Annotated in this window: 23 protein-coding genes; 22 read left to right on the plus strand and 1 reads right to left on the minus strand. The window is 43.5% G+C overall.

Going from position 1 to position 22,582, the window contains the following annotated elements; translation table 11 throughout:
• Positions 1–3: 3 nt before the first annotated feature.
• From ACG3M1_RS10440 to ACG3M1_RS10515, 16 genes are all read left to right on the plus strand, one after another.
• On the plus strand, positions 4–2,328 hold the full coding sequence (locus ACG3M1_RS10440) for a hypothetical protein (RefSeq protein ID WP_242409312.1): 2,325 nt from the start codon (positions 4–6) through the stop codon (positions 2,326–2,328).
• 18 nt (positions 2,329–2,346) lie between these two features.
• Entirely contained in the window at positions 2,347–3,045 is a 699-nt protein-coding gene (locus ACG3M1_RS10445) for a LysM peptidoglycan-binding domain-containing protein (protein WP_242409313.1), read from the plus strand.
• A complete protein-coding gene (locus tag ACG3M1_RS10450) occupies positions 3,042–4,001 on the plus strand; it encodes an XkdQ/YqbQ family protein (protein ID WP_217793721.1) in 960 nt (319 codons plus the stop codon). Before ACG3M1_RS10445 ends, ACG3M1_RS10450 begins: the two co-directional genes overlap by 4 nt.
• Positions 4,002–4,004: 3 nt before the next feature.
• Complete coding sequence (locus ACG3M1_RS10455; protein WP_217793719.1) at positions 4,005–4,241, plus strand: hypothetical protein; 237 nt, start codon at positions 4,005–4,007, stop codon at positions 4,239–4,241.
• Positions 4,238–4,681, plus strand: a complete 444-nt coding sequence (locus ACG3M1_RS10460; RefSeq protein WP_217793717.1) for a DUF2634 domain-containing protein — start codon at positions 4,238–4,240, stop codon at positions 4,679–4,681. Before ACG3M1_RS10455 ends, ACG3M1_RS10460 begins: the two co-directional genes overlap by 4 nt.
• A gap of 1 nt (position 4,682) precedes the next feature.
• Positions 4,683–5,729: a baseplate J/gp47 family protein gene (locus ACG3M1_RS10465; RefSeq protein WP_217793715.1), complete on the plus strand. Its 1,047-nt coding sequence runs from the start codon at positions 4,683–4,685 to the stop codon at positions 5,727–5,729.
• Positions 5,719–6,243 carry a putative phage tail protein gene (locus ACG3M1_RS10470; protein WP_217793713.1) on the plus strand — a complete coding sequence of 175 codons (525 nt, stop codon included), beginning with the start codon at positions 5,719–5,721 and terminating at the stop codon, positions 6,241–6,243. Before ACG3M1_RS10465 ends, ACG3M1_RS10470 begins: the two co-directional genes overlap by 11 nt.
• Positions 6,244–8,244, plus strand: coding sequence for a hypothetical protein (locus ACG3M1_RS10475; protein ID WP_242409315.1), 2,001 nt, complete (start codon positions 6,244–6,246; stop codon positions 8,242–8,244). It begins immediately after the preceding gene.
• Positions 8,245–8,256: 12 nt separating this feature from the next.
• Positions 8,257–8,601 (plus strand): hypothetical protein, encoded by a 345-nt coding sequence (locus ACG3M1_RS10480; RefSeq protein ID WP_242409316.1) that lies wholly within the window; start codon positions 8,257–8,259, stop codon positions 8,599–8,601.
• Between the two features lies 1 nt (position 8,602).
• The gene (locus ACG3M1_RS10485) at positions 8,603–8,728 is read left to right on the plus strand and encodes a hypothetical protein (protein ID WP_257279179.1); all 126 of its coding nucleotides are present in this window, start codon (positions 8,603–8,605) and stop codon (positions 8,726–8,728) included.
• Positions 8,729–9,060: 332 nt separating this feature from the next.
• A complete protein-coding gene (locus tag ACG3M1_RS10490; protein WP_142419917.1) occupies positions 9,061–9,909 on the plus strand; it encodes an N-acetylmuramoyl-L-alanine amidase family protein in 849 nt (282 codons plus the stop codon).
• Positions 9,910–10,198: 289 nt separating this feature from the next.
• Positions 10,199–10,465, plus strand: coding sequence for a molecular chaperone GroES (locus tag ACG3M1_RS10495; RefSeq protein ID WP_002608672.1), 267 nt, complete (start codon positions 10,199–10,201; stop codon positions 10,463–10,465).
• A gap of 22 nt (positions 10,466–10,487) precedes the next feature.
• A complete protein-coding gene (gene groL / locus ACG3M1_RS10500) occupies positions 10,488–12,107 on the plus strand; it encodes a chaperonin GroEL (protein WP_002608673.1) in 1,620 nt (539 codons plus the stop codon).
• A gap of 253 nt (positions 12,108–12,360) precedes the next feature.
• The gene (locus tag ACG3M1_RS10505; protein WP_009269323.1) at positions 12,361–13,341 is read left to right on the plus strand and encodes a hypothetical protein; all 981 of its coding nucleotides are present in this window, start codon (positions 12,361–12,363) and stop codon (positions 13,339–13,341) included.
• A 39-nt stretch (positions 13,342–13,380) separates the two neighbouring features.
• Positions 13,381–14,427 carry a hypothetical protein gene (locus ACG3M1_RS10510; protein ID WP_021420323.1) on the plus strand — a complete coding sequence of 349 codons (1,047 nt, stop codon included), beginning with the start codon at positions 13,381–13,383 and terminating at the stop codon, positions 14,425–14,427.
• On the plus strand, positions 14,415–14,948 hold the full coding sequence (locus ACG3M1_RS10515) for a hypothetical protein (RefSeq protein ID WP_009269321.1): 534 nt from the start codon (positions 14,415–14,417) through the stop codon (positions 14,946–14,948). The genes ACG3M1_RS10510 and ACG3M1_RS10515 overlap by 13 nt, the downstream gene beginning before the upstream one ends.
• Positions 14,949–15,328: 380 nt before the next feature.
• Here the strand turns inward: ACG3M1_RS10515 and bcp are convergent, their stop codons facing one another.
• Positions 15,329–15,793 (minus strand): thioredoxin-dependent thiol peroxidase, encoded by a 465-nt coding sequence (bcp, locus tag ACG3M1_RS10520; RefSeq protein WP_009269320.1) that lies wholly within the window; start codon positions 15,791–15,793, stop codon positions 15,329–15,331.
• A 102-nt stretch (positions 15,794–15,895) separates the two neighbouring features.
• On the opposite strand from bcp, the gene ACG3M1_RS10525 reads away from it, so the two are divergent.
• The 6 genes from ACG3M1_RS10525 to ACG3M1_RS10550 all read left to right on the plus strand — a co-directional run bounded on the left by ACG3M1_RS10525 (position 15,896) and on the right by ACG3M1_RS10550 (position 22,544).
• Complete coding sequence (locus tag ACG3M1_RS10525; RefSeq protein ID WP_002608677.1) at positions 15,896–16,774, plus strand: Cof-type HAD-IIB family hydrolase; 879 nt, start codon at positions 15,896–15,898, stop codon at positions 16,772–16,774.
• Positions 16,775–16,824: 50 nt separating this feature from the next.
• Complete coding sequence (locus tag ACG3M1_RS10530) at positions 16,825–17,847, plus strand: LacI family DNA-binding transcriptional regulator (RefSeq protein ID WP_008819390.1); 1,023 nt, start codon at positions 16,825–16,827, stop codon at positions 17,845–17,847.
• A gap of 102 nt (positions 17,848–17,949) precedes the next feature.
• Positions 17,950–18,843 carry an ABC transporter ATP-binding protein gene (locus tag ACG3M1_RS10535; protein WP_008819389.1) on the plus strand — a complete coding sequence of 298 codons (894 nt, stop codon included), beginning with the start codon at positions 17,950–17,952 and terminating at the stop codon, positions 18,841–18,843.
• Positions 18,840–20,006, plus strand: coding sequence for an ABC transporter permease subunit (locus ACG3M1_RS10540; RefSeq protein ID WP_055200597.1), 1,167 nt, complete (start codon positions 18,840–18,842; stop codon positions 20,004–20,006). Before ACG3M1_RS10535 ends, ACG3M1_RS10540 begins: the two co-directional genes overlap by 4 nt.
• The gene (locus ACG3M1_RS10545) at positions 19,993–21,210 is read left to right on the plus strand and encodes an ABC transporter permease (RefSeq protein ID WP_082420130.1); all 1,218 of its coding nucleotides are present in this window, start codon (positions 19,993–19,995) and stop codon (positions 21,208–21,210) included. The genes ACG3M1_RS10540 and ACG3M1_RS10545 overlap by 14 nt, the downstream gene beginning before the upstream one ends.
• The gene (locus tag ACG3M1_RS10550) at positions 21,207–22,544 is read left to right on the plus strand and encodes an ABC transporter permease subunit (RefSeq protein ID WP_242410445.1); all 1,338 of its coding nucleotides are present in this window, start codon (positions 21,207–21,209) and stop codon (positions 22,542–22,544) included. Before ACG3M1_RS10545 ends, ACG3M1_RS10550 begins: the two co-directional genes overlap by 4 nt.
• Positions 22,545–22,582 lie beyond the last annotated feature (38 nt).

The following is a 22,582-nucleotide window of genomic DNA, read 5'->3' on the forward strand; positions in this document are numbered from 1 at the left end:
ATCATGCCGAAAAACAAGGGTGTCAAGGGTGAAATCGGAATCAAGGATAAGGTCACTCCTACCTTAAAAAACATTGTTAAAGAGCAGCAAAACTTCCGGCGGGATGTAAAAAAAACACATACAGCTATGAAAGAATTGTATGAGAAATCCTGGAAAATGAAGATTGATGATAATGCAGTCTACAAGAAACTATCATCACTTAAACGGAAAATGAGTGAATTTAAACAGGGTTTAACTGTACGTTTTAAAATATTGGACAGTGCCAGTAAAACAGCTGATAAGATAAAAAATAAGCTGGGTCTGCTAAAAAAGACGATCGTCAGCCCTATGATCAAGCTTAAGGATGCAACAACGACAAAAATCGTAAAGGTTAAAAAGCAGATCAAGGATATAGGTCGGCTTGTTGCAATGCCTGTGATCATGGTTAAAGACAAGACCACAAGCATAATCAATGGTATCAAGAGTAAGTTTGCTCAGCTTAAAAGCAAGGTGCCAAAGCCTGTAATCACAGCTGTAGATAAGACAGCATCCATACTTGGCAGCATAGGATCCAAGCTTAAAGCGATTGCAAGAAAGCTTGTGATCCCGGTAACGGTAGCTGCAACAGTAGCAACTGCTAGCATAGGCGCAGCTGTAAACAGTGGGATGCAGCTTGAACAGCAGCAGATATCCATTAAGCACTTTATCGGAGCCACCAATAAAGACATGGATCAGAATGCTGTTGATAAGGCGGCGAACGAATTTACACAGCAATTACGAAATAACGCTAATGCGACACCGTTCGAAACTGGTGAGGTCATTCAGGCGGGATCCAGAGCAATCTCATTAACTCAGGGTAATCGTAAGGATGCTATGGCTTTAGTTAAATTAGCTGAAGACATGGCAGCAGCATCTGGTGGTACTGCAAGTGTCCAGGATGCAATCGAGGCGCTTGGTGATGCCAAAATGGGAGAAATGGAGCGCTTGAAAAGCTTTGGATTTAAAGTGTCAGCTGACGAATTTGAGAAAAAGGGATTTAAGGGTGTATCTAAGGATCTGGAAAATTTCTTTGGTGGGGCAAGTGCAAAGCTTGCGACATCCGGTGGTGGTCTGGTATCTACTATCACTGGTAAGCTCAAATCCAGTGTTGCAGACTTCGGACTTAAGATCGTTGATCAATTAAAGCCTGTGCTTACAGATATGATTGGATTGATTGATAAAGCGATGCCATACATTGACAAATTAGGCTCTGCATTTGGTAGCAGCTTGAGTAAGGGCATTAAGACAGTATCTGCTGCAATGCCGACAATCATTGCCACGTTTAAATCTCTGTCTCCTATCTTTGCAGCTCTTGGTGATGGTATCAAAGCAATGATGCCCTCTATCATGTCATTTGCTCAAACGGTGATCACAACGATCCAAAACGTTGCTATAGCAGCCACTCCGGTGATTCAGCAGATCGTGGCAGCCATTGCACAGGTTATGCCAGTTCTGGCACCTATTTTCAGTACCATAGTGACGCAGATCGGCAATATCGTTACCGCTGTACTGCCGGCACTCAGCATTGCGATTGAGGGTATAAAAAACGTTATTATGACACTGGCGCCTTTTGTACAAACGGCCTTTGAGACTGTTGGTGCAATCATCACAAATGTGATTGATGGTATCACGGGTATCATACAGGGAGGCTTGGATCTGATCAGTGCTGTATGGTCTGGAGACTGGCAGGGTGTCGTGGATGCTTTTGGTACGATATTCGGCGGCATCGGAGAGATATGCAAAGCACCGATAAATGCTGTTATCGGCATCATTAACTGGGCTATAGACGGTATCAATTCAATCCAGGTTGACATCCCTGATTGGGTACCATTTGCTGGAGGTTCCCATTTTGGGTTAGATCTGGAACATATACAACCACTTGCTAAGGGTGGTGTAGTTGATAAGGCAACGCCAGCGATCTTTGGTGAGGCAGGTCGTGAGGCGGTCGTGCCGCTAGAGCATAACACAGGATGGATGGATCCAGTCATAAACAGGATCACCAGAAATGTGCAGGGCGCTAGCGGGGTGACGCAGATCTTACAGACAGATGCATCTGTACCATATCTAAAGTCTATGCTGCAAGGCATAAACCTACTGGTCAGCAAGTTAAGTCGCAGTGAGCCGATGCCTGTTGTATCTGGCAATCCACCAGCTGGTAAAGATAGACCAACAGGTACAGGAAGTGGTAAAACAATCACAATTAAAATTGAGAAACTTGCTGATAAAATCATTGTCAAAGAGGAAGGAGACATTGATGAAATTGGTGATAAAGTAGTAAAGAAAATCCTGAAAGCAATGGAAAATGTATAAAAAAGAGGAGGAATAAGTATGAGAGTATATCAGCTGATATCTACGGCAAACAGCAAGGAGCAAATAAAGTTACCTGTGAATCCGTCACAGTTTGAGCTTGATGATCCGCAACTTAATCAGAAAATCACTCTGCTGAATGTTGGAGAAGCAAATCAGCTGGGAAGTGTGGGTCTGATCACAGGCTCACTCTCCAGCTTCTTCCCTTCTTCCTCCTCGCCATTTTATAAACGAGCAGATAGATCTCCACAAGAATATCTGAAACTGTTGGAAAAATGGAAGGACAGTAGTCAGCCCGTTAGACTTATAGTCAGTGATACAGGTATCAATATCGCAATGACAATCGACAAGATCCATACTATAAGATATGAGGGTGATAAGGATATCTATTATACGATTGATCTGACTGAGTATAAGTCTCTTAACGTGCCTACTGTTAAAATCAAAACGTCTGTAAAAAAGACAATAACCGCAGCAAGACCAGCCGCAAAAAGTCCGAAGCAAAAAGTTAAGCAGCAAAAGAAGGTTACACATACGATCAAGGGCGGTGATACCCTCTGGTCGATCGCAGTAAAGTATTATGGTAATGGATCTAAGTATCCTAAAATATATAATGCGAACAAGGATGCTATCGAAAAGGCGGCAAAGAAACACGGCTTTGCATCATCCGATAAAGGTCATTGGATCTGGGCCGGTACAAAGTTGGTGATTCCGAAATGAGATTGCTTGCTAAGGATAAAGATATTATCAATCTGGTACAGGATCTGTCATGGTCAGGTGATACAAAAGCTGTCGCAAGGACATTACAATTCACGTATTATCAAAATCCACATGATGATAAACTGACTAAGGTCATACTGGAGCCGGGTAATGAGGTTATACTCCAGGACGATAAAAACAACAATCTGTTTGGTGGTGTTGTTTGGACGGTAGAGCGAGCAGCTGCATCCGGTATGATATCTGTTACAGCTTATGATCTGATGTTTTATGTCAATAAGAGTGAGATTAGCCGGATATTCAATAATACAGCAGAGCAGATCACACGGACGATCTGTAACGATTTAGGTATCACACCGGGGAGCATTGCGGCAACAAATACAAAGGTGTATTTCCCCTGCATTGCCAAGACCGGATATGATGCTATCATGATGGCATATACAGCTGCTGCCAAAAAGACAAAAGAGGTTTATATGCCAATGGCTCAATCCATTAACAAGTTAGCGGTCATAAAAAAGGGTGAGCTTTGCGGTGTGGTGGTAGATGGTAGTTACAATCTACAGGATGCGACCTACAGAGTAAGTGCTGAAAATGTAGTAAATCAAGTGCTGATCACAGATAAAGACGGTAATAAAAAGCGCATTATAGAGGATCGTACATCCAGAAATAAATATGGCACGGTGCAAAAGGTCTACAAAGAAGAGGATGGGAAATCGTCCGAAGCTGAAGCAAGGGCATTGATGCAGGGAATCGAAGAATCCGGAAACGTTACTGTCACAGGAGATTGTAGAGCGATAGCTGGATACAGCATCATCGTGCAGGAACAATCCACAGGGCTATACGGTAAATTTTATATAGAGAGTGATAGCCACTCTTTTAGTAATGGTAAGCATAGTATGACATTAACACTCGCTTTTAAAAACTTAATGGATACGAGAGAGATTGAGACAGGAGGTTAAGAAATGAATACATGGGCTTACAGAATGGCAGAGCTGTTGAAGAACAAAAACAGTACAGATCAACAGATCCTACTGGCTACAGTGACAAGTACAGATCCGGTCACACTCCAGCTGTATGATCTCACGGTCAATCAGCATATATACAGCAATCCAGACCTTAAGCTTAAACGTGGCGATCATGTCATTGTATTGTTGGATAACATTAGCTTTTATATCTTGCAGAAGGTGGTGGCAGTATGAGTATCTTTCCGTTTTTTACTGAGGTTCAGGAAGATATGAGCGATGAGGAAGAACTTCCTGTATTCCGTGAATATGCTTACGATTATGAAAAGAATTGTCTGAAGACAGATCTGGATGGTAATTCAATCATTGTTGAGGAAAATGAAGCGTTAAAGATCTGGATATATAAAGCACTCATGACTGCGCGGTATCGCTATGTAACATATACGGATGATTATGGATCAGAGCTTGATGATCTGACAGGTGTCGGTTTATCATATGACATCATAACCTCAGAAATCCAGAGAATGATAACGGAGGCGCTTATATATTCACCTTATATAACCGCTATTAAGGATTTTAATTTTGACAAGTTATCCTCTGGAATTAAAGCAAAATTTACTGTTTCTAGTATTTACGATGATTTGGAAATAGAGCAGATTATGAAAGGAGCTGGTTGAGTTGGATAGCTTTGAATATGAGGATATAAAGAATAGAATCATGGAGAACTTGAAGAATCCTACCAGTAAACTGGAGGGTTCTTTTTCGATGGATAACATTCAGGCTGTGGCGCAGGAGCTTGCCATGATGTATGCTATGGAGGTTGCGACTATTCCAGATAAGGTTTTGCTGGATACTGCTTATGATGAGTTTTTAGACAGAGCAGCGTTGGACTTCGGAGAAACAAGACTACCAGCAACACAAGCACAAGGAACAGTTTTATTCACAGGAAATCCAGGAACAACGATTCCAGCTGAAACTACTGTGAAATCTGATACTTTGAGTTTTTCAACACTTGAAAAAGGTGTAATAGATGATACCTCCACAGTATCAATAAAAGCGGTCTGTACTACTGCCGGAACAGTTGGCAATGTAGCTGCTGGAGATATAAGTGCTGTTGACCTTGATGGTGTTAAGGTAACCAATGTACAGCCCTTTGCTGGAGGCGTAGATATAGAGACGGATGAGGCTTTTCGCAGTCGCATTTTTGACAGAATCCGGAATCCATCCACTTCCGGAAACGTTAATGATTATATCAAATGGGCGAAAGAGGTTCCCGGTGTAGGAAATGCGGTGTGTATTCCCTGCGCAAACGGTAATGGAACTGTGAAAGTCGTATTGCTTTCTCCTGGAGGAGCTGCACCTGACGAAATCATTATCCAGAAAGCAATAGAGCATATCACTGAAATGAAGCCTATTGCGGCAGCTGTAAGTGTCGTAGCTGCTAAGGCTAAGGCTCTGAATATAAGTGGCAGCATTCACCTGTCAAATGGCTTTGAAATAAATAATATTACTGATCAGTTTAAGGCTGCATTTACACAGTACCTTACAACTAAGCAATTCGGATCCAGTAGATCATTGACATATTTTAAAGTCAGTGATCTCTTGTATGATATACCGGGTGTTCTGGATGTTGATTCGTATACTCTCAACGGTGGGACTTCTTCCATCACAGCAGATAGTGATGAGTATTTTGAGATAGTTGAGGTGAGCTTCTATGCGATTTGATACAAAATATCTTCCATTCTGGCTTCAGAGCATGAAGGAAATGGATGAACTACTGACTGCTGAATCAAAGGAGCTTGATAGATTGCATAATGCCTTGGAGGAATGTATCAGAGAGCTATCTTTAAACACAGCAAGTGAATTGCTTTCCAGGTACGAAAAAATGTTTGATCTGATGGGTGAAGGTCTAACCCAGGACGAAAGAAGGAAAAACTTGATTGCGAAGCTCAATGCACGCTATACAGCAACAAAGCGAAGTATCTATAACGAATTGACAGCTATGACGGGACTTCCAGTTGAAATAGAGGAGCATCCTGAACAATATCTATTCCTTGTCAATATCGTGCAGAGCAATCTATCAGATGCATTTGTGGCAGCAATAAGGAGCTATCTGGATATGATCAAGCCAGCACATATCGCTTATGATTTAACGCTAGTTAGATATGAGCAATCAAGTACAAATGCAAGATATGCAGTATTGCATTCGTCAATATTAGATTTCAAGGAGGTGGTTTAAATGGCATTTAGGGGCATGGTAATAACATATGACGGACAATCTCTGCTGACGCAGACACAGATCAGCAAGCAGTTTGCGGTAAAATGTATACGTATCGGGGATGGCAAATACAGTGCAGATCACCACGATATCCATAGCATGGTAAATCCTCTATATGATGTCGTACCGGAGATACAGCATAAAGATAATCAGCTGCTGATTGAGGCTGATATTACAAGCAATGATCACTCTGGTTATTATTTACGTGAGATAGGGATAATAGCAACAGATGCAAGTGGTAAAGAGGTGTTGTATGCGTATGATAATGCTGGGAATGATGCTGAATATATCAGCCCAGTAGATTGCGGTATAGCCTATGAAAAGCGTTTAAGATTTGCGTTATCTATCACTGATGACATTACGATCAACATACAGATCAACGGCAGTGTTTACGCTTTGCAAAGAGATCTTGTGCAGCACGTTAATGATCAAACTAATCCGCATAACGTTACGGTTGAGCAACTCGGGTTGGATAATGTTGACAATACAGCAGATAAGGATAAACCCATATCGGATGCAACCCAAAAGGCATTGGATGGCAAGGAGCCAGTATTCAGTAAAAATACAGCATTTAATAAAGCTTTTGGCAATACTGCTGGTACTGTGTGCCAGGGTAATGATAATCGTTTGAGTGATGCGAGAAAAAATCCGGCAGCTTTAACATTTACCGGAGGTGTAACAGGCTCATATGATGGCAGCATAGCAAAGAGTGTATATATCCCGACTTCTCTACCTGCGAGCGATGTTTCTGACTGGGCTAAGCAGCCGAATAAACCATCCTACATAAAATCAGAGGTAGGATTGAGTAATGTTGATAATACCTCAGACAAGGATAAACCCATATCGGATGCTACCAAAAAGGCGTTGGATGGCAAGGAGCCAGTATTCAGTAAAAATACCGCATTTAATAAAGCTTTTGGCAATACTGCGGGTACTGTGTGTCAGGGCAATGATAGCCGCCTAAGTGATGAGAGGACACCAAAGCTTCATAATCATAGTAGAAGTGATATAACCGATTTTCCCACATCCCTACCTGCGAGTGATGTATATGATTGGGCTAAAGCAGTTGTTAAACCCATATATGAATATGGAGAGATTACAGGAAATCCACCATTCAGTAATCTCAATCTATTAGATAATGGTGATTTTCAGGTATGGCAACGTGGAAATAGTTTCGATATCACAGAGCGTAGGAAGTATACAGCAGATAGATGGGTCGCTTATATGAATCCGGAGGAAGGATATGTGCCATACACTGTAGTAAATAGTAGCAGAAGGCTGAAAATCGTATCAGCCACAGGGGGAAGTAGATTTCTGGTATATCAGCACAAAGAGTTGAATAATTCTATTATTCGGAAAATCTTAGGAAAAAAATTGACATTAAGTGTGAAAATGATATCAGGAAATGCGCAGGAAATAACAACATCAGCAACAGTTTTGTATAATTCAAGTGATAAAACGTCTGTATTATTAGCACGAAAAGCACATATGATTTCAGCGAATGAATACAAGATCATGAGTATGACTTTCGATATATCAGGAGATATAGATTTTGATGATGTTAAATCTTTACAAATAATAATCGCCTCAGCAGGTATATCATCTGATGTATATATAGATTATGCAAAATTAGAGCTCGGGGAGATGGCGACGCCGTTTGTTCCAAGACCTTATGCGGAAGAGTTAATGTTATGCCAGAGATATTATCAAATGATTAGATTCGGTTTCACCGGTTATTCGGATAATATAAATCTGGCTAATATAAGTACAATTTATCTAAAAGCATCGATGCGTATTAAGCCAACTATCACAACAGTAAATTCAGGCTCAGATACAAACATTAAGAATATATCATATACATATTCTGATTCTGGAACTATACAAGTTTCAGCCAGCTCTGATGCTACTGGAATAATAAGGACATACGACAAAATGATCACTCTAGACGCAGAAATCTATTAAGGAGGTATCAACATGACAAAAGTATATGTTAAGACAGATACTAACACTGTAATCACAGAGATTAGCAGTGATGTATTTCTTTCTGATGTAGATGGATATACATTGATTGATGAAGGTAATGGTGATAAGTACGCACATGCACAAGGAAACTATCTTGAAAGTGGACTGATTGATGAACGAGGAAGATACAATTATAAACTGCGGGATGGAAATGTTACTGAGCTTACAGAAGCGGAAAAGGATATTCTATTTCCCGATGATACAAAAAAACCAAATACAGAAGAACGTATTTCTGTGATGGAAGATGCAGTTCAGGAACTAATCTTGATGCAGTTAGGAGTGGGAGGAGGTGAATGAAATGGCTGAATTTTTAGCATACAGAGTTTTGGATGGCAAGCTGGAGTTTCACAAAGTTCCGGTAAGCTTGAAGGACGAAGTAAGATCTATTCTTACAGATCTGGGTTACGCTGAGCTTACCGAATAAGAGGAAGAGGGCAACCTCTTTTTATTTTGCAAGGAAAGGAGAAGAAAATGAAGATTCCACAGTTATTACTTAATCTGATTTTCGTTGCTATCATTTATAGTGTCATTCAGACGCTGCTGGTACAAAAAATTAAGGAGCTGCCATTTATTAAAAAAGGGCTTAAGACATGGGTGGTAAATTTTGTTTTATCATTCGCAATAGGCATATGCTTCTGTATGTTTTTCTTTTCGCTATCCATATATTGTGCTTTATGGGTCGCATTGTTCAGTTTCATAGGTGCAAGTGCAATCTATGAGGGTATTATCAAAATAAAAAAATAGGAGGATGAAAAAATGAAGATTACAAAAATGTTAGCACCAGTAATTTATAGTGGGGCAAGAAGCGGTATCAAGAGAATGATGAACGGCGGTGTTACGATCCACAACACGGATAACTTTAAGGCAGGAGCTGGAGCTAAGAACCACGGAACGTATCTGCAGAACAGTGGATCCACGCTGCAGGCTTCCTGGCATTATGCTGTGGATGATAAAATGATCACGCAGTCTATTCCAGACAATGAAGTAGCATGGCACGCTGGCGACGGATGTGGAAACGGAAATATGACCACCATTGCAATCGAGATCTGTGTCAATCCGGATAGTAATTTGGAGAAAGCCACCGATAACGCTGCATGGCTGGCTGCGAAGCTGCTGAAAGCACAGGGGCTTGATCATCAGAGCCTGTACCAGCATCACGACTGGAGCGGCAAAAACTGTCCAAGCCAGATTCGTGCCAACAAGCCTTACAGCTGGGCGAAATTCGTCAGCAAGGTAAAAGGGTATCTACAGCAGAATAACGCTTCTAGCAAGCCGAAACCAGACCAGATACTGAATAAAGGTGATAAGTTTATCTTCCCGGATGTCTATCAGGTATCTAAGGTGTCAGCATCCCGTGATGCAGTGATCTGCTATGCCTTGACTGGCACACCAGTGGCCGAGTACCATTGGCTGGATGCAGCTGTATGTGATGAGGTCACGAAGAGCGGAAAGAAATCCGGCGATCAGGTACTACAGCCTGGTGAGTACGTTAAAATCAAAGGTACATTTACTGTCCTAGATAATGACCCAGAAACTGATTCTGTATATGCTAAGGTCGGCCGCAGAAAGATGTGGATCTACGCAAAGCCACTTCGGGAAGTATAGAAAATAAGGAAGGGATTCCCCTTCCTTAATATATATGAGAATATGAGGATTTACGCAGGATTTAAAGTACATTTAAATTTCATATTTTGATATATAGATTTTTTATTTTATTTGCAACACTTTTTTATTTTTCGCGCAACACTACAGAAAACTAAGCCTTCGGAATTCGCAATAAAAATTTTCTCATCTTTTTTTAGCAATCCTCTTGCCAAAGTGCTAATTTTGAGTATAATAGTATGTGTTAGCAGTTGAGAACTGCGAGTGCTAAAAGACAAGGAGGTATTTTTATATGTTGAAACCATTACACGATAACGTCATTTTGAAGAAAGAAAAGGCAGAGAAGGAAACGACGACAGCGAGCGGAATTATCCTGACTGACAATGCAAAGAATGTACCAAGCTACGCAACGGTGGTAGCAATCGGACCTGACAGCAAGGCTGATATCAAAGAGAATGACAAGGTGGTATATAAAGAGTACTCTGGTACAAATGTAAAGCTGGATGAAGAAGAATACATTATTATAGAAGCAGAAGATATCTTAGCAGTATTAGCATAAAACATAACAGGAGGTAAGGAACATGGCAAAAGAAGTACGTTTTTCAAAAGATGCAAGAACAGCAATGCTGAATGGTGTGAATGTACTGGCAGATGCAGTACGTGTAACACTTGGACCAAAGGGACGTAATGTCGTTTTGGAGAAAGAATACGGATCACCGCTGATTACCAATGACGGTGTCAGCATCGCAAAGGAAATCGAGCTGGAAGACAAGTTTGAAAACATGGGTGCCAAGCTGGTATATGAGGTTGCGAACAAAACCAATGATACTGCCGGTGATGGTACAACCACTGCTACTATTCTGGCACAGAGCATGATCAGCAACGGTCTTCGTCAGGTGGAAAAGGGTGCAAATCCTGTCCTGATGAGAGAGGGAATTGAATACGCAAGCAAGGAAGCAGCAAAGCATATTCTGGAAAAATCCCGCAAGGTGGAAACGAGTAATGATATTGCAAGCGTAGCAGCAATTTCCAGTGGAAGCAAGGAAGTTGGTAAGATCATTGCCGAGTCTATGGAAAAGGTTGGACGCAACGGTGTAATTTCCGTTGATGAATCCAATGGATTTGATACAGAGCTGGAAATCAGTGAAGGTATGCAGTATGACAAGGGCTATGTATCTCCATATATGGTAAGCGATCATGAAAAAATGCAGGCTGAGCTGGAAAATGCATATGTGCTGATCACTGACCAGAAAATCAATAATGTACAGGAAATCCTGCCTGTTCTGGAGCAGGTTGTACAGACAAACAAGCCGCTGCTGCTGATTGCAGATGATATTGAAAATGAAGTTACTTCCACATTGGTTGTTAACAAGCTGCGTGGTACCTTTAATGTAGTAGCTACCAAGGCACCTGGCTTCGGTGATAACCAGAAGGAAATTCTGAAGGATATCGCAATTCTGACAGGCGCAAACTTCTATTCCAAGGATTTAAGCATGGATCTGAAGGAGATGAAGCTGGAAGATTTGGGAACTGTTAAGAAGGTAGTTGTAACAAAAGACAATACGACGATGATTGGTGGTAACGGCTCTAAAGATGCTATTGACGCACGTGTAAAAGAAATCAGTGCACAGATGGAAAATTGCAAGAGTGATTACGACAAGAAGCGTTATGCAGAGCGTCTTGGTAAGCTGAGCAATGGTGTTGCTATCATCAAGGTTGGAGCAACTACAGAAAGCGAGCTGAAAGAAAAGAAGCTGCGTATCGAGGATGCTTTGAATGCAACACGTGCTGCGGTTGCGGAAGGTATCGTAATCGGTGGCGGTGCTGCTCTGGTTGAAGCTTATATCGCATTAAAGGATGAACTGAAATCCGATGTTGTGGATGTTCAGAAGGGTATCAAGGTTGTCATGGATGCACTGCTGGCACCAATTGCACAGATTGCAGAGAATGCAGGATACAATGCGGAAGAGATTGTTGAACAGCAGAAAACTGCAAAAGAAAACATCGGTTTCGATGCGAAGAATGGAAACTGGGTGGATATGTTCAAGGAAGGCATCATAGACCCTACAAAAGTAACAAGAAGTGCACTTCTCAACTCTGCAAGTATTTCCGCTCTGTTCCTGACGACAGAAGCTGGTGTTGCAGCAATTAAGGAAAAAGAGGCACCGGTACCTCCAATGCCTGCCGGACCAATGTACTAAGAACAAGCTATGGTGATATAAAACTGCTGTACGGACGCATATCCGCAGCAGTTTTTTTATGTTAAGCACACAGGGTTAGCTGTACAGTATCCATACGTCGTCTTTCGTTAGGCGGTGTATAATTGTAATTGCTTATATCAGATATTCGTAAAAGTAACCGTATGCTGTCTTTTCTTTAGAAAATCTTTTGTTTTTTTTACCAGGTTCCTTAAATTTCGTTATTTATAATACCAATAGGGGAAAAGGAGGCTTTATGGAACAAGAAAAAAAAGAACGAAGGCAGCATGGGTTTCATCCGCTGCAGGATATCGGACAGCTGTTTCTATCTCTGTATAACAGTATGAAAAAGGGTTTGCGCGGTGTAGGTGTGCTCGCTTCTTTGCTGAAGCAGAGTGTATGTGAGCGAATAGAGGATTGTCAGCTGCGTCAGAAGAATCAGAAAAGCAGAAAACAGATATTGCGCATGGAGGATGAACAGAGTCAGCAGATAAGGGATATTTTATTTCCCAGAAATGCAAGAACCGGTCAGCATGCAACAACGATTATACTGTTTGCGACCTTTGCTCTGCAGCTGATATCGCTGACAACAACCTATCGCGGCGCTCGCTATTATCTGCTCGATCTTAATCCGCTGGCACCGTTTTTGTTTGCGCTGGTTGTTCAGGTTTTGTTGTTTTACTTCAGTAAACAGGCCGGTCAGCATGCACATATGAAGCCGACACGCTATATGATATTTCTTATGATTGTCTGTATTTCCGTACTTACATCCTATGTCGGAATCATCAATAATACAATATCGCCACTGAATGATTATAAAAATCAGTATAAGGAATATCAGAGCAGCTTTGCAGCAGCCAAGGATGAGCTGCGCACGCTGTATGGGGATTACGTGTCCTATGAGAGAGCGTTGAATTCTTTGCAGAATCAGGCAAACCAGCTGATACAGATCACCGACAGTGCTATCGCATCTATTCAGAAAAAATCCGGTACGCTTCAGAACATCCAGCCTTCCACCTCGGTAACCACATCACAGCAGAGTGATGGAGGAAGCAGTGTTACACAGACTACGGATCAAAAGGAGCTGACCAGGGCTCTGGAGAAGATTGCAGATAATGAGGAGAAGGCTGAAAAGCTGAAAGCAGCTATCAAGCAGCTGCAGAACGCAAGCAGTTCTGCGAGTATGAAGCATATGAAAAAAGAGCTGGATGAGCTGTCTGCTGAAACCCGTCAGTAGCCTTCGCAAAAGGCATATACCGAATTTCAGAATCTGACGATGTCCTACAATCATTTACTGGATACACTGAACGCCTTTTTGAAGGAAGCTGATGCGGAAGGCATGAAGGATTTGAAAACGCTGAATATAAGTCTGGATCAGGTTATTCAAATGGTGGGGCAGTACCGTGAATTTCAAAAGCTTACCCTTACGGATATTCAAAAGCTGCAGCAGAAACATAACATTCTGGGCTCTGACCAGCAGGCAAAGGAATCCACGGTTTCCAGTCTGCTGAGTGCCTTTCTGCCATTCCGCAATATGCATCAGGAGGAATATCAGAAATTCCGTATCGATCTGGAGCTTCAGATATCCGATAGCTATTATGCATTAAAAGAGCATGCTAAGGTATTGCAGGCCTTGGATAAAGAAGCGGTGAACAGGATTATGAAAACACTTGATGAAAGCTATCAGAAGCATCATTCCTTCACAGATATAACGGTAATTGCATTTTCGCGCTTTACACAATCGCAGGCGGCGCGCAATACAGCGCTGATCTGCTTTCTGATCGCATCGCTGGTTGATGTCATATCGGCTATTCTGCCGTTTTTCTGGATCAATCGTTACAACTCAGCACTGCATGGCAGAAAAAAACACGGCGGGGATCCGGAAGAAGAATTGCTGGAACAGCTGTATTATGCTGCGGCTTCACAGCTTCCGGTACAGCACAAGGACATTCGAATCTATGTATGTGAGGTTCTCTCCTATCTGAACACCTATATACAGCTTTATCAGGAGGTACCCTTTGCGAAGGAGGATGGTTACGTGATGATGGCTGCGCGACAAAGTGTTGAACAGCCCGGGTATCATGCAATCAATGCTGTCCTGCTAACTCTGCATCAGTTAAACACCATATCCATACAGGATCTGCATCAGATGAAAATACAGTATTACAACTTTCATGAGGATGTGGGGCTTTTACAGGAGGATTATGTATACATCATGAGCAGCGACCTGCTACTGTGGCTGCAGCAGCATCTTCTTGCGGTACTGCATCAGCAGAGGCTGTTATCGGAAATGAAGGGAGGGATGATGGAATGCAAGCATTGAATGTTGCCGCAATCCTTCTGACAGGCAGTGCCTGCAGCGTCTTACTACTGCAAGCCAGACATCGCCTTCTCATTTGCCGTATCCCTGCACTGGTGATCTTTCTTCTGCTGGATTTACCGCTTTACGGCATTCTGCTCTATCTGCACGCAGACACTGCTGAGGCATTGCTTCGCAGGGCTGTTTTGGGCGGTGGCTTCGCTATCGGATGCATCGTAATTGCCCTGCTCTTTCTAAGAAGAAAAAAAGTGCTGCTTTCTTACGGTGGTGAGCTTGTTTCCGTGACCGCGTCACTTCAGCTGTTCACCTTGCTGTATACAGGAGCAGCTCTGCTTTACCTGCATATCGTGCAGGCAAGCGGACTGACAAGAGAAATCTGCATGATGATTATGGAGCACCTTCTTTTGTTCTCCATGGTTTCGTGTTTTCTCTGTCTTCTTGAACAGTGGTTTCAGGCAAATGCATGCAGTGAAGCACTGCGACAGCTGCATAAAAGCCGATTGCGGATACGGCAGAAAAAATAAGAGCGAGGCTGTCAAAAAGGGAACCTTTTTACTGCAGGGTGTTTGCGAACAGGGGCTTCAAATTCTATGGTTAAATACGATCTATTGCATTATGCCATGAGTAAGAATCCCGAAAGGATATCCGCAGTCTCTTTCGTGCAAGGTCGAAAGCAGTTGACAGTATCCGGTTAAAAGCAGGCGAATACAGAATCGCCTGCTTATTCTCTCTGATCAGCATGGGATCCATACAGCTCATGAAAATAGCTGAACCTCATCAGCGAAAAGCACAGAAAAAAGAGATTTCCGAGCTTGTGATTGGAAATCTCCTCGCTTCATGACCTAAGGAATACGCAGCACACAGCTGCTTTTTTCTGTGTTCAAAGAAGCGTGTACAATAATGTCTATCTGATATCCTTTACATACTGCAGAATATCGGCAGCGTTATTGGCGGGACTGGCCTTCTCAAAGGTTTTGATGATAACTCCCTCCTCATCGATGACATACGTGGAACGTGTTACTCCCATATAGGTCTTCCCGTACAGTTTTTTCTCCTTCCAGACATCGTAGGCCTGAATAACGCTCAGTTCTGTATCCGATAACAGAAGGAAGGGAAGCTCATACTTCTCTTTGAATTTTATATGGGAAGCACTGGAATCCTTGCTGATTCCGATTACGACGATATCCTCCCGTTTAAACTCCTCGTAGGCTGCCTTGAATGCACATGCCTGTTTGGTGCATCCCGGTGTATTATCCTTTGGATAAAAATACAAAACGACCTTCTTTCCCCTGAAGTCATGTAAAGCAACCGGATTGCCATGTTCATCCGGTAATGTAAAATCAATGGCCTTGCTGCCAGTTTCCAGCATATCGATCAACTCCTGTCTTTTCTTTATTCTAGCACGATTTTCATTGTGAAGAAAGTCGAATGCATGGTAAAATAAACAGGTATGTGAAAGTGAGGGTATTATATGATAAAACTTGTGGCATGTGATCTGGACGGCACGCTGCTGGATGAAAACCATCAGCTGTCACAGCGCAATATTCAGGCGATACAAAGACTTCATAAGGCAGGCATCAACTTTATGGTGGCGACAGGACGAAATTATCAAAGTGTTGCGCCCATGTTCAAAAAAGAAGGAATTCACTGTGACTGTCTGCTGCTGAACGGTGCCTTGATTACGGATGCGTATGGAAAACGGCTGTCTCATACACCCTTGACGCCGGGAATCGCTGAGGCAGCATTGCGAATTCTGGAGGAAAGCACGCTGCCCTACCATATGTATACCGGTGAGGGAATTGTGAGCAGTACACCGAAACAGGGCAGAGCAATGTTTATCCGGCATATGCGCAAGCAGGGGATGCGGGATAAAGAAATTCATGAGCTCATGGAAACATCCTCCTTTGGAAGGTATGACAGAGAAATCGATGATCCCTTTCAATATCTGATGGAGGAGCCGATTATTTATAAGCTGGAAGCCTTTGGGGATGATGCACAGCAGCTGCAATCAGTGCGGATGCAGCTTTCCGGCATGAAACAGACATCGGTAACGAATTCTGTGGCCGATAATATAGAAATAACAGCAAGCGATGCGCAAAAGGGTCTGGCTTTGAAAAAGCTCTGCGCAAAACAGGGGCTGCATCCGGATGAGGTGATGGTATTCGGTGACAGTCTGAATGATCTGTCCATGATGCGGGAATTTCGTTACAGCTTTGCAATGGCAAATGCCGAAGATATCATAAAGGAAGCCGCCGGCTATCAGACATTGAGCAATGCAGCGCATGGGGTGGCCCACGTGCTGGAACAGCTTCTGGAGGCTGCTACTGAAAAAAGGGTTTCCAATTTATAGAAAATAAGGTAAAATAAAGCTATATGACTCATGGAAAGGATGTTCGAAGTATGAAAAAAGCTACCATTGCGGACGTTGCTGAACTTGCCGGTGTTTCCAAAGCAACCGTATCCCGCTATCTCAAACAGGAAAATGTACGGGAGGAAATAGCAGAGAAGATACGTGCTGCCATTGAAGAGACCGGTTATGTTGCCAGAGGAAGTAAAAGAGATAAAGCAAATGACAAAACGGCGGAGACAAAGAGTGAAAAAGGGAAGCACACAGGCAGGGTAAAACAGAAAAATTACCGGCTCGGCGTGCTGGTTAAGGATATTGCGCTGCCCCGCACAAGAAATATAATTCATGCATTGAAGGATGTGCTGAAGGAGCAGGGCATCACATTCTCAATCTGTGTGACTGATGGAATGGAGGAGCTGGAGGAAAAATATCTTACCTCCTATATTATACAAAATGTGAACGGTATCATCATCGAAGGCTGTTCCAGTGCGGAGTTTATTCAGAAGCAGATGCGTACGACCTCGATTCCGGTTCTGTTCCTGAACGAGGATAAAGAACAGCTGAACTGCTGTTGTTTGCATGAGGTACAGGCCGGAGAGGTGCTGGGAGCCTATATGCTGAAAAAGCAGCAGCTGGTTGTCCGTTATCTCGGGGTTGATCAGATGATCGCGGATCAGCGGCTGCAGGGAATCCGAAACTGCTATCATGAAAAACGGCAGCCCATCGATCTCAAGGTGATTCTCTGTACTGGCAGCTATGCGGATATCTATGAGAAAATAAAAGAAATCTTTACGGAGAAAATTGATCTTCTTTTACTGGAACGTGATGAGATGGCGATTCCCCTAACCAAATTCGCAAGGGAATATCATATCGCGATTCCGCAGAATGCATCGGTAATCAGCTTTGGCGGACATGAGATTTGCCGCGTGATGTCACCTGCTCTTCATGCACTCGCATATGATTATACAGCATATGCCAGGGATATCGCAGCGCATATGAATGCATTGATTGAAAAAACTGCTGTTAAGGAACAGACGGCTGCCTTCTCGATTTTTGAAGGAGAAAGCGTACGTTAGCTGATATTCAGATATCAGCTTTTTTTCTGAAAAAAAGAGATACTATTGCAATTTCCATTGTAACCATTTACAATGACTTTATAAAAGTTAGGGAGTGAACATATGATAAGGGCTGAAGTGAGAAATCTGTGCAAATCCTTCGGAAAGCATAAGGTTTTGAAAAATGTGAGCTTTTCGATTCAGGATCATGAGATCGTAGGGTTTATCGGACCGAACGGGGCAGGAAAATCAACTACGATGAAATGCATGGCGTCATTGATATATCCAACCAGCGGACAGATCATCATCGAGGGGCATGATCTCGCAAAGGAGCGGGAGCTCGCTTTACAGTATGTATCGGCGATGATTGAGGCACCGGGGCTGTTTCCGACGCTGAGCGGCTATGAGAATCTGCAGTATTTCGCAAGACTGAAGCATGTCGATCAGAAACGGATAGAAGAAATTGCGACCTTCACCCGTCTGCATAAGAGTCTTGATAAGCGTGCAGGCCAGTATTCCATGGGGATGAAGCAGCGTCTGGGTCTTGGAATTGCAATGCTGGGGCATCCGAAATTTCTGATTTTGGATGAGCCGACAAACGGACTCGATCCCAGAGGTATCATGGAGCTGCGTCAGGAGCTGCGGCAGCTGGCGGATGATGAGGATGTGTCAATTCTTATATCCTCACATCAGCTGGGTGAAATAGAAAAAGTTGCGGACCGGATCATCTGTATCAATCAGGGAGAAATCGTGGAAACGCCGTCTGCCATACACAATGCATATATATATACCTTTTACATGCAGGAAAAGGATTTGGCGGAAGCCGCAGCGATTCATATGGAGGATGCACAGCTTGAGCGGGTTGATCAGGGGATAAAGGCGCATTTTCGTAATGAAAAGGGGATGAATGCCTATCTGCAAGAGCTGCTGCGTCTGCATATTGATATCATGGATATCGTTAAGGAAAATGTGGATATTGAGTCTGTTTACCGGGAAGTATATGGTGATGGTTCATGAAAAAAATCATTCTGGCAGAATTAAGGAAAAGCTGGAGGGGAAAACGGGTTCTCGTGGCTTTTGCGGCCTTTCTCTGCTTTTTCTCGGTTGTGTATGTAAACTGTCTGCAAAAGGGGAAGGCATATGAGGATGATCTCATCATGCAGCTGCACTACCAGAATGCAATCGTAAGTACAAGGTGTGGAGATTTGATGTACACCTTGCAGAATACGCCTGTTGAGAAAGAAAACCCGGGTCAGCGTGAGGAAGCATACGGCTGGTGCAATGTAACGGATAATGTATCCAGCTGGACATATCTTCGACAGGCACCGGAATATTTCGACTGGCATAATACAAATGCCTATGCCATAGGGCGTGCCGAAACCCTTCTTGCGCTGATGGATCGCGGTTACTACCACGATGAGCTGAAGGGCTATGGAATCACAAAGAAAACCCTGGAAACGGACAGGGCGTATTACCGTTATTTTGAAGCACAGGATATACCGCCATACACAACACCGTATGAGCCCAATCTCTTAAACTTCATCCTTCAGATGTTTCAGCATGATACGATGCTGCTGCTCATGGTTGTTGTATCACTGTTAATGGCAGATCAGATTTGTCATGACTATGACAGCGGCACCTATAAAACTATATACAGTCAGCCGATTTCCAGAAAAAAGCTTATTATCGCAAAGGTATCCGCCGCTGCAGCTGTAATTCTGTTAACCCTTCCGGCTGCACTCGCTGTATTTTCCGTTGTGCCGCTGTCGGCCTATGGAATGGGAAGCAGTGCATATCCGTACATTGTACATACCTATGATGTCGTATCATGGACATGGCTGCTGCAGCGGATCCTGCCGTTCTCCCTTCTTGTAATTCTCTTTTATATGACTGTGGCCGCGCTGCTGGCCTCCTGGCAGAAAACGATATCCAACACCATGCTTTGTATCGGCTCTCTGCTGATCCTCATTTACTTCCTCATCCGTATATTCGGATATTCCATACCGCTGTTTTCCTGGATACCGTTCTTCTACATATATCCGATGGAAATCGCTGCGCATGATTTCACGTTGGACTTGCTTCCGTGTACAATTCTCTGCATTGCCGGCAGCCTTGTGTTTTTCCTGCTGCATATCTTTATCATAGAAAAACGGGATTTGGAAGGTGGTGTCCGCTCATGAAGCGGCGATTCTGCGTATACCGGCAGGACAGGGGGACTGCATGAGGGCGCTGCTGTATGCGGAAATACGGAAAAGCTGGAAAGCAAAGCGGTTTCTGGTATCCGTTCTCGCATTTCTATGTTTCTTTGCAGCAGTATATGCAATTGCTTTAAAGAAGGAAAGGGCATATGGGGATGCACTGGTCATGCAGCTGCATTATGAAAATCCTGTCGCAGATAATCAATGTCAGACACTGCTGTTCAATCTGCAGCGTACACCGAAAGAGGAGGAAGCTCCGAAGCAGCGGGAGGAGGCGTATTTGTGGTGTGATATCCAATACGCGACATCCTCCTGGACCAATATGCAGCAATCTCCTGAATATTTTGACTGGCATGATACAATTCGCTATGCGAAGGAGCGTGCACTGGGTTATCAGAATCTGCAGGAGCTTGGTTTATCCATGGACATGGTGAAGGAGCTGGGGATAACAAAGGATACGCTGCACCGAGATCATACCTATTATGCGTATTTTCTCAATCATGATATAAAGCCGTATACCAGTCCCTATGAGCCGACACTGTTAAACTTTCTTATGCAGATAGTTCAACAGGATACCATGCTGTTGCTGCTACTTGTTGTTGGCGTATTGATGGCGGATCAGATTTGCCATGATTTTGAGAGTGGGACATATAAGCTCATATACAGTATGCCAATCTCCAGAGGTACTCTGCTGATTGCCAAACTGCTGACAGCATCCTTTGTGATTCTACTTTCCTTTACGATTGCTCTGCTGCTGTTTTCCATCCTGCCCCTTCTGCAGCATGGACTGGGAAGCATGCAATACCCATACATCGTTCGCTCGTATGAGGTGAGTACCTGGTCATCCTTAATGATCAAAGCGGTGCCGCTTTCCATGCTTGTGGTTTTGTGCTATATGTGTGCGGCAGCATGGCTGGCATCTTGGCAGAAGACGGTGTCCAATACGCTGCTGTGTATCGGCTCCCTTTTGCTTGTGATATATTTCATGATGCGTATCTTTGGAAATTCGTCCCTTCTGTTTTCCTGGATTCCGTTTTTCTATCTGCATCCGCTGGAAATTGCTGCACAGGAATATGCAGCGAACAGTACCCTGTGTATGATGATGTGTGCGCTGTGGCTGCCGCTTTTATTTGTCGGGACCATACACGTGATTAACCGATCCGACCTGGAAGGAGGTATGCGATGATGCTGGAAATAAAAAAAATGCTGCGTAAGAGAAAGCTATGGATTGCCATGGTCTGTGTCCTGCTGTGCGGTGTGCTGAGCGCAGTGGATTTGAATGAGAAGGCGGCAACCGAGCACAGAGCGCTCTACGCTGATGCACTGGAGGCGGAGAACAAAGTGAAGCATCAGCTGTTCATGCTGATGACGGATGACAATGCCGCGTATTTCAAAACCCTGACACAGAAGAGTGAGCGCTTAAAATCAGCCATCCAGAATAAGGACTGGAGGGCTGTGAATAAAAATTATGCCGAAGTGAATCTGCTGCATGCAAGACGTGTTTCCGCTCTGTATGCTACACGGAACTTCGATTTGTATTATCGTGAATATGTAACGAAGGAGGATACGCTGGAGGCATTGCGCAAGGAACGAAAGCTTCCGGAATTTTCCGATCGTGAAATATCAGAGGATTGGGCGAACAGCTACATGGACAATGATGAAACTCAGATGTTTCCGTATTATCAGTTCACCGCCCGGTTTTATGATCAGCTGGAAAAGCAGGGGATTGCCACTTTGACCTATTCCACAACGGACAGCGCTACGCTGATCGTACAGTTCATGCGCTCCCTGTTTCCGATACTGCCGGTTATATTGATCACGCTTCTGTGCTTTGACTCCATTCATGAGGACCGGGATAGCGGGGTTATCAAAACACTGCTGTCACAGCCACGCAAACGCATTTGTTATCTGCACCAGAAAATACGCACCAATCTTGCGGCGCTGTGTGCCATATTCTTTATACCGCTTCTGCTGCTTTCCCTGTGCTTCGGCATCTTTGATCACTATGAGCGTATGCAGGCACCGGTGTTGTCCAATGTGCAGGGATTGACCTCTCTGGAACAGATGGAGAACACCCTGGCAGAAACAGAAGAAAATAATGCAATGACATATACGCTTGGAATTACGCGGTATTTTTCCATTCCTTATCAGACACAGAGTCCGAATTCCAAATTTGATTTTTTGCCGATGTGGCAGTTCACAGGCTGGTGTGTCCTGATGGCGCTGCTTGTCATCCTCTTCTGCATGCTGCTGAATATGCTGTTTAATGCCATTTGCAGAAACAAGATGACATCACTGGTTCTGACGCTTGCCATTCTGCTGCTTGGCATGGGAATTGCACAGCCGGCCAATACCGAGACATGGTATGCATGGCTTCCGTTCACCTATTTCAATCCCGTGGACATTCTCAGCGGCTATACGTCCTATACCTATCTGAATGGTATTCTGACGTTGGGAATATCCTGCGGACTCCTGTATGTTGCAACACGCTGGATCTTCCGGAAAAAGGATGCAGCATAAAAAAATCCGCTCACCTGCGGCAGCATCAGCCAGCTTCA

Origin of the sequence: Clostridium sp. 10cd*, assembly GCF_044336395.1 — a bacterium.
Classification (GTDB): domain Bacteria; phylum Bacillota_I; class Bacilli_A; order Erysipelotrichales; family Erysipelotrichaceae; genus Clostridium_AQ; species Clostridium_AQ innocuum.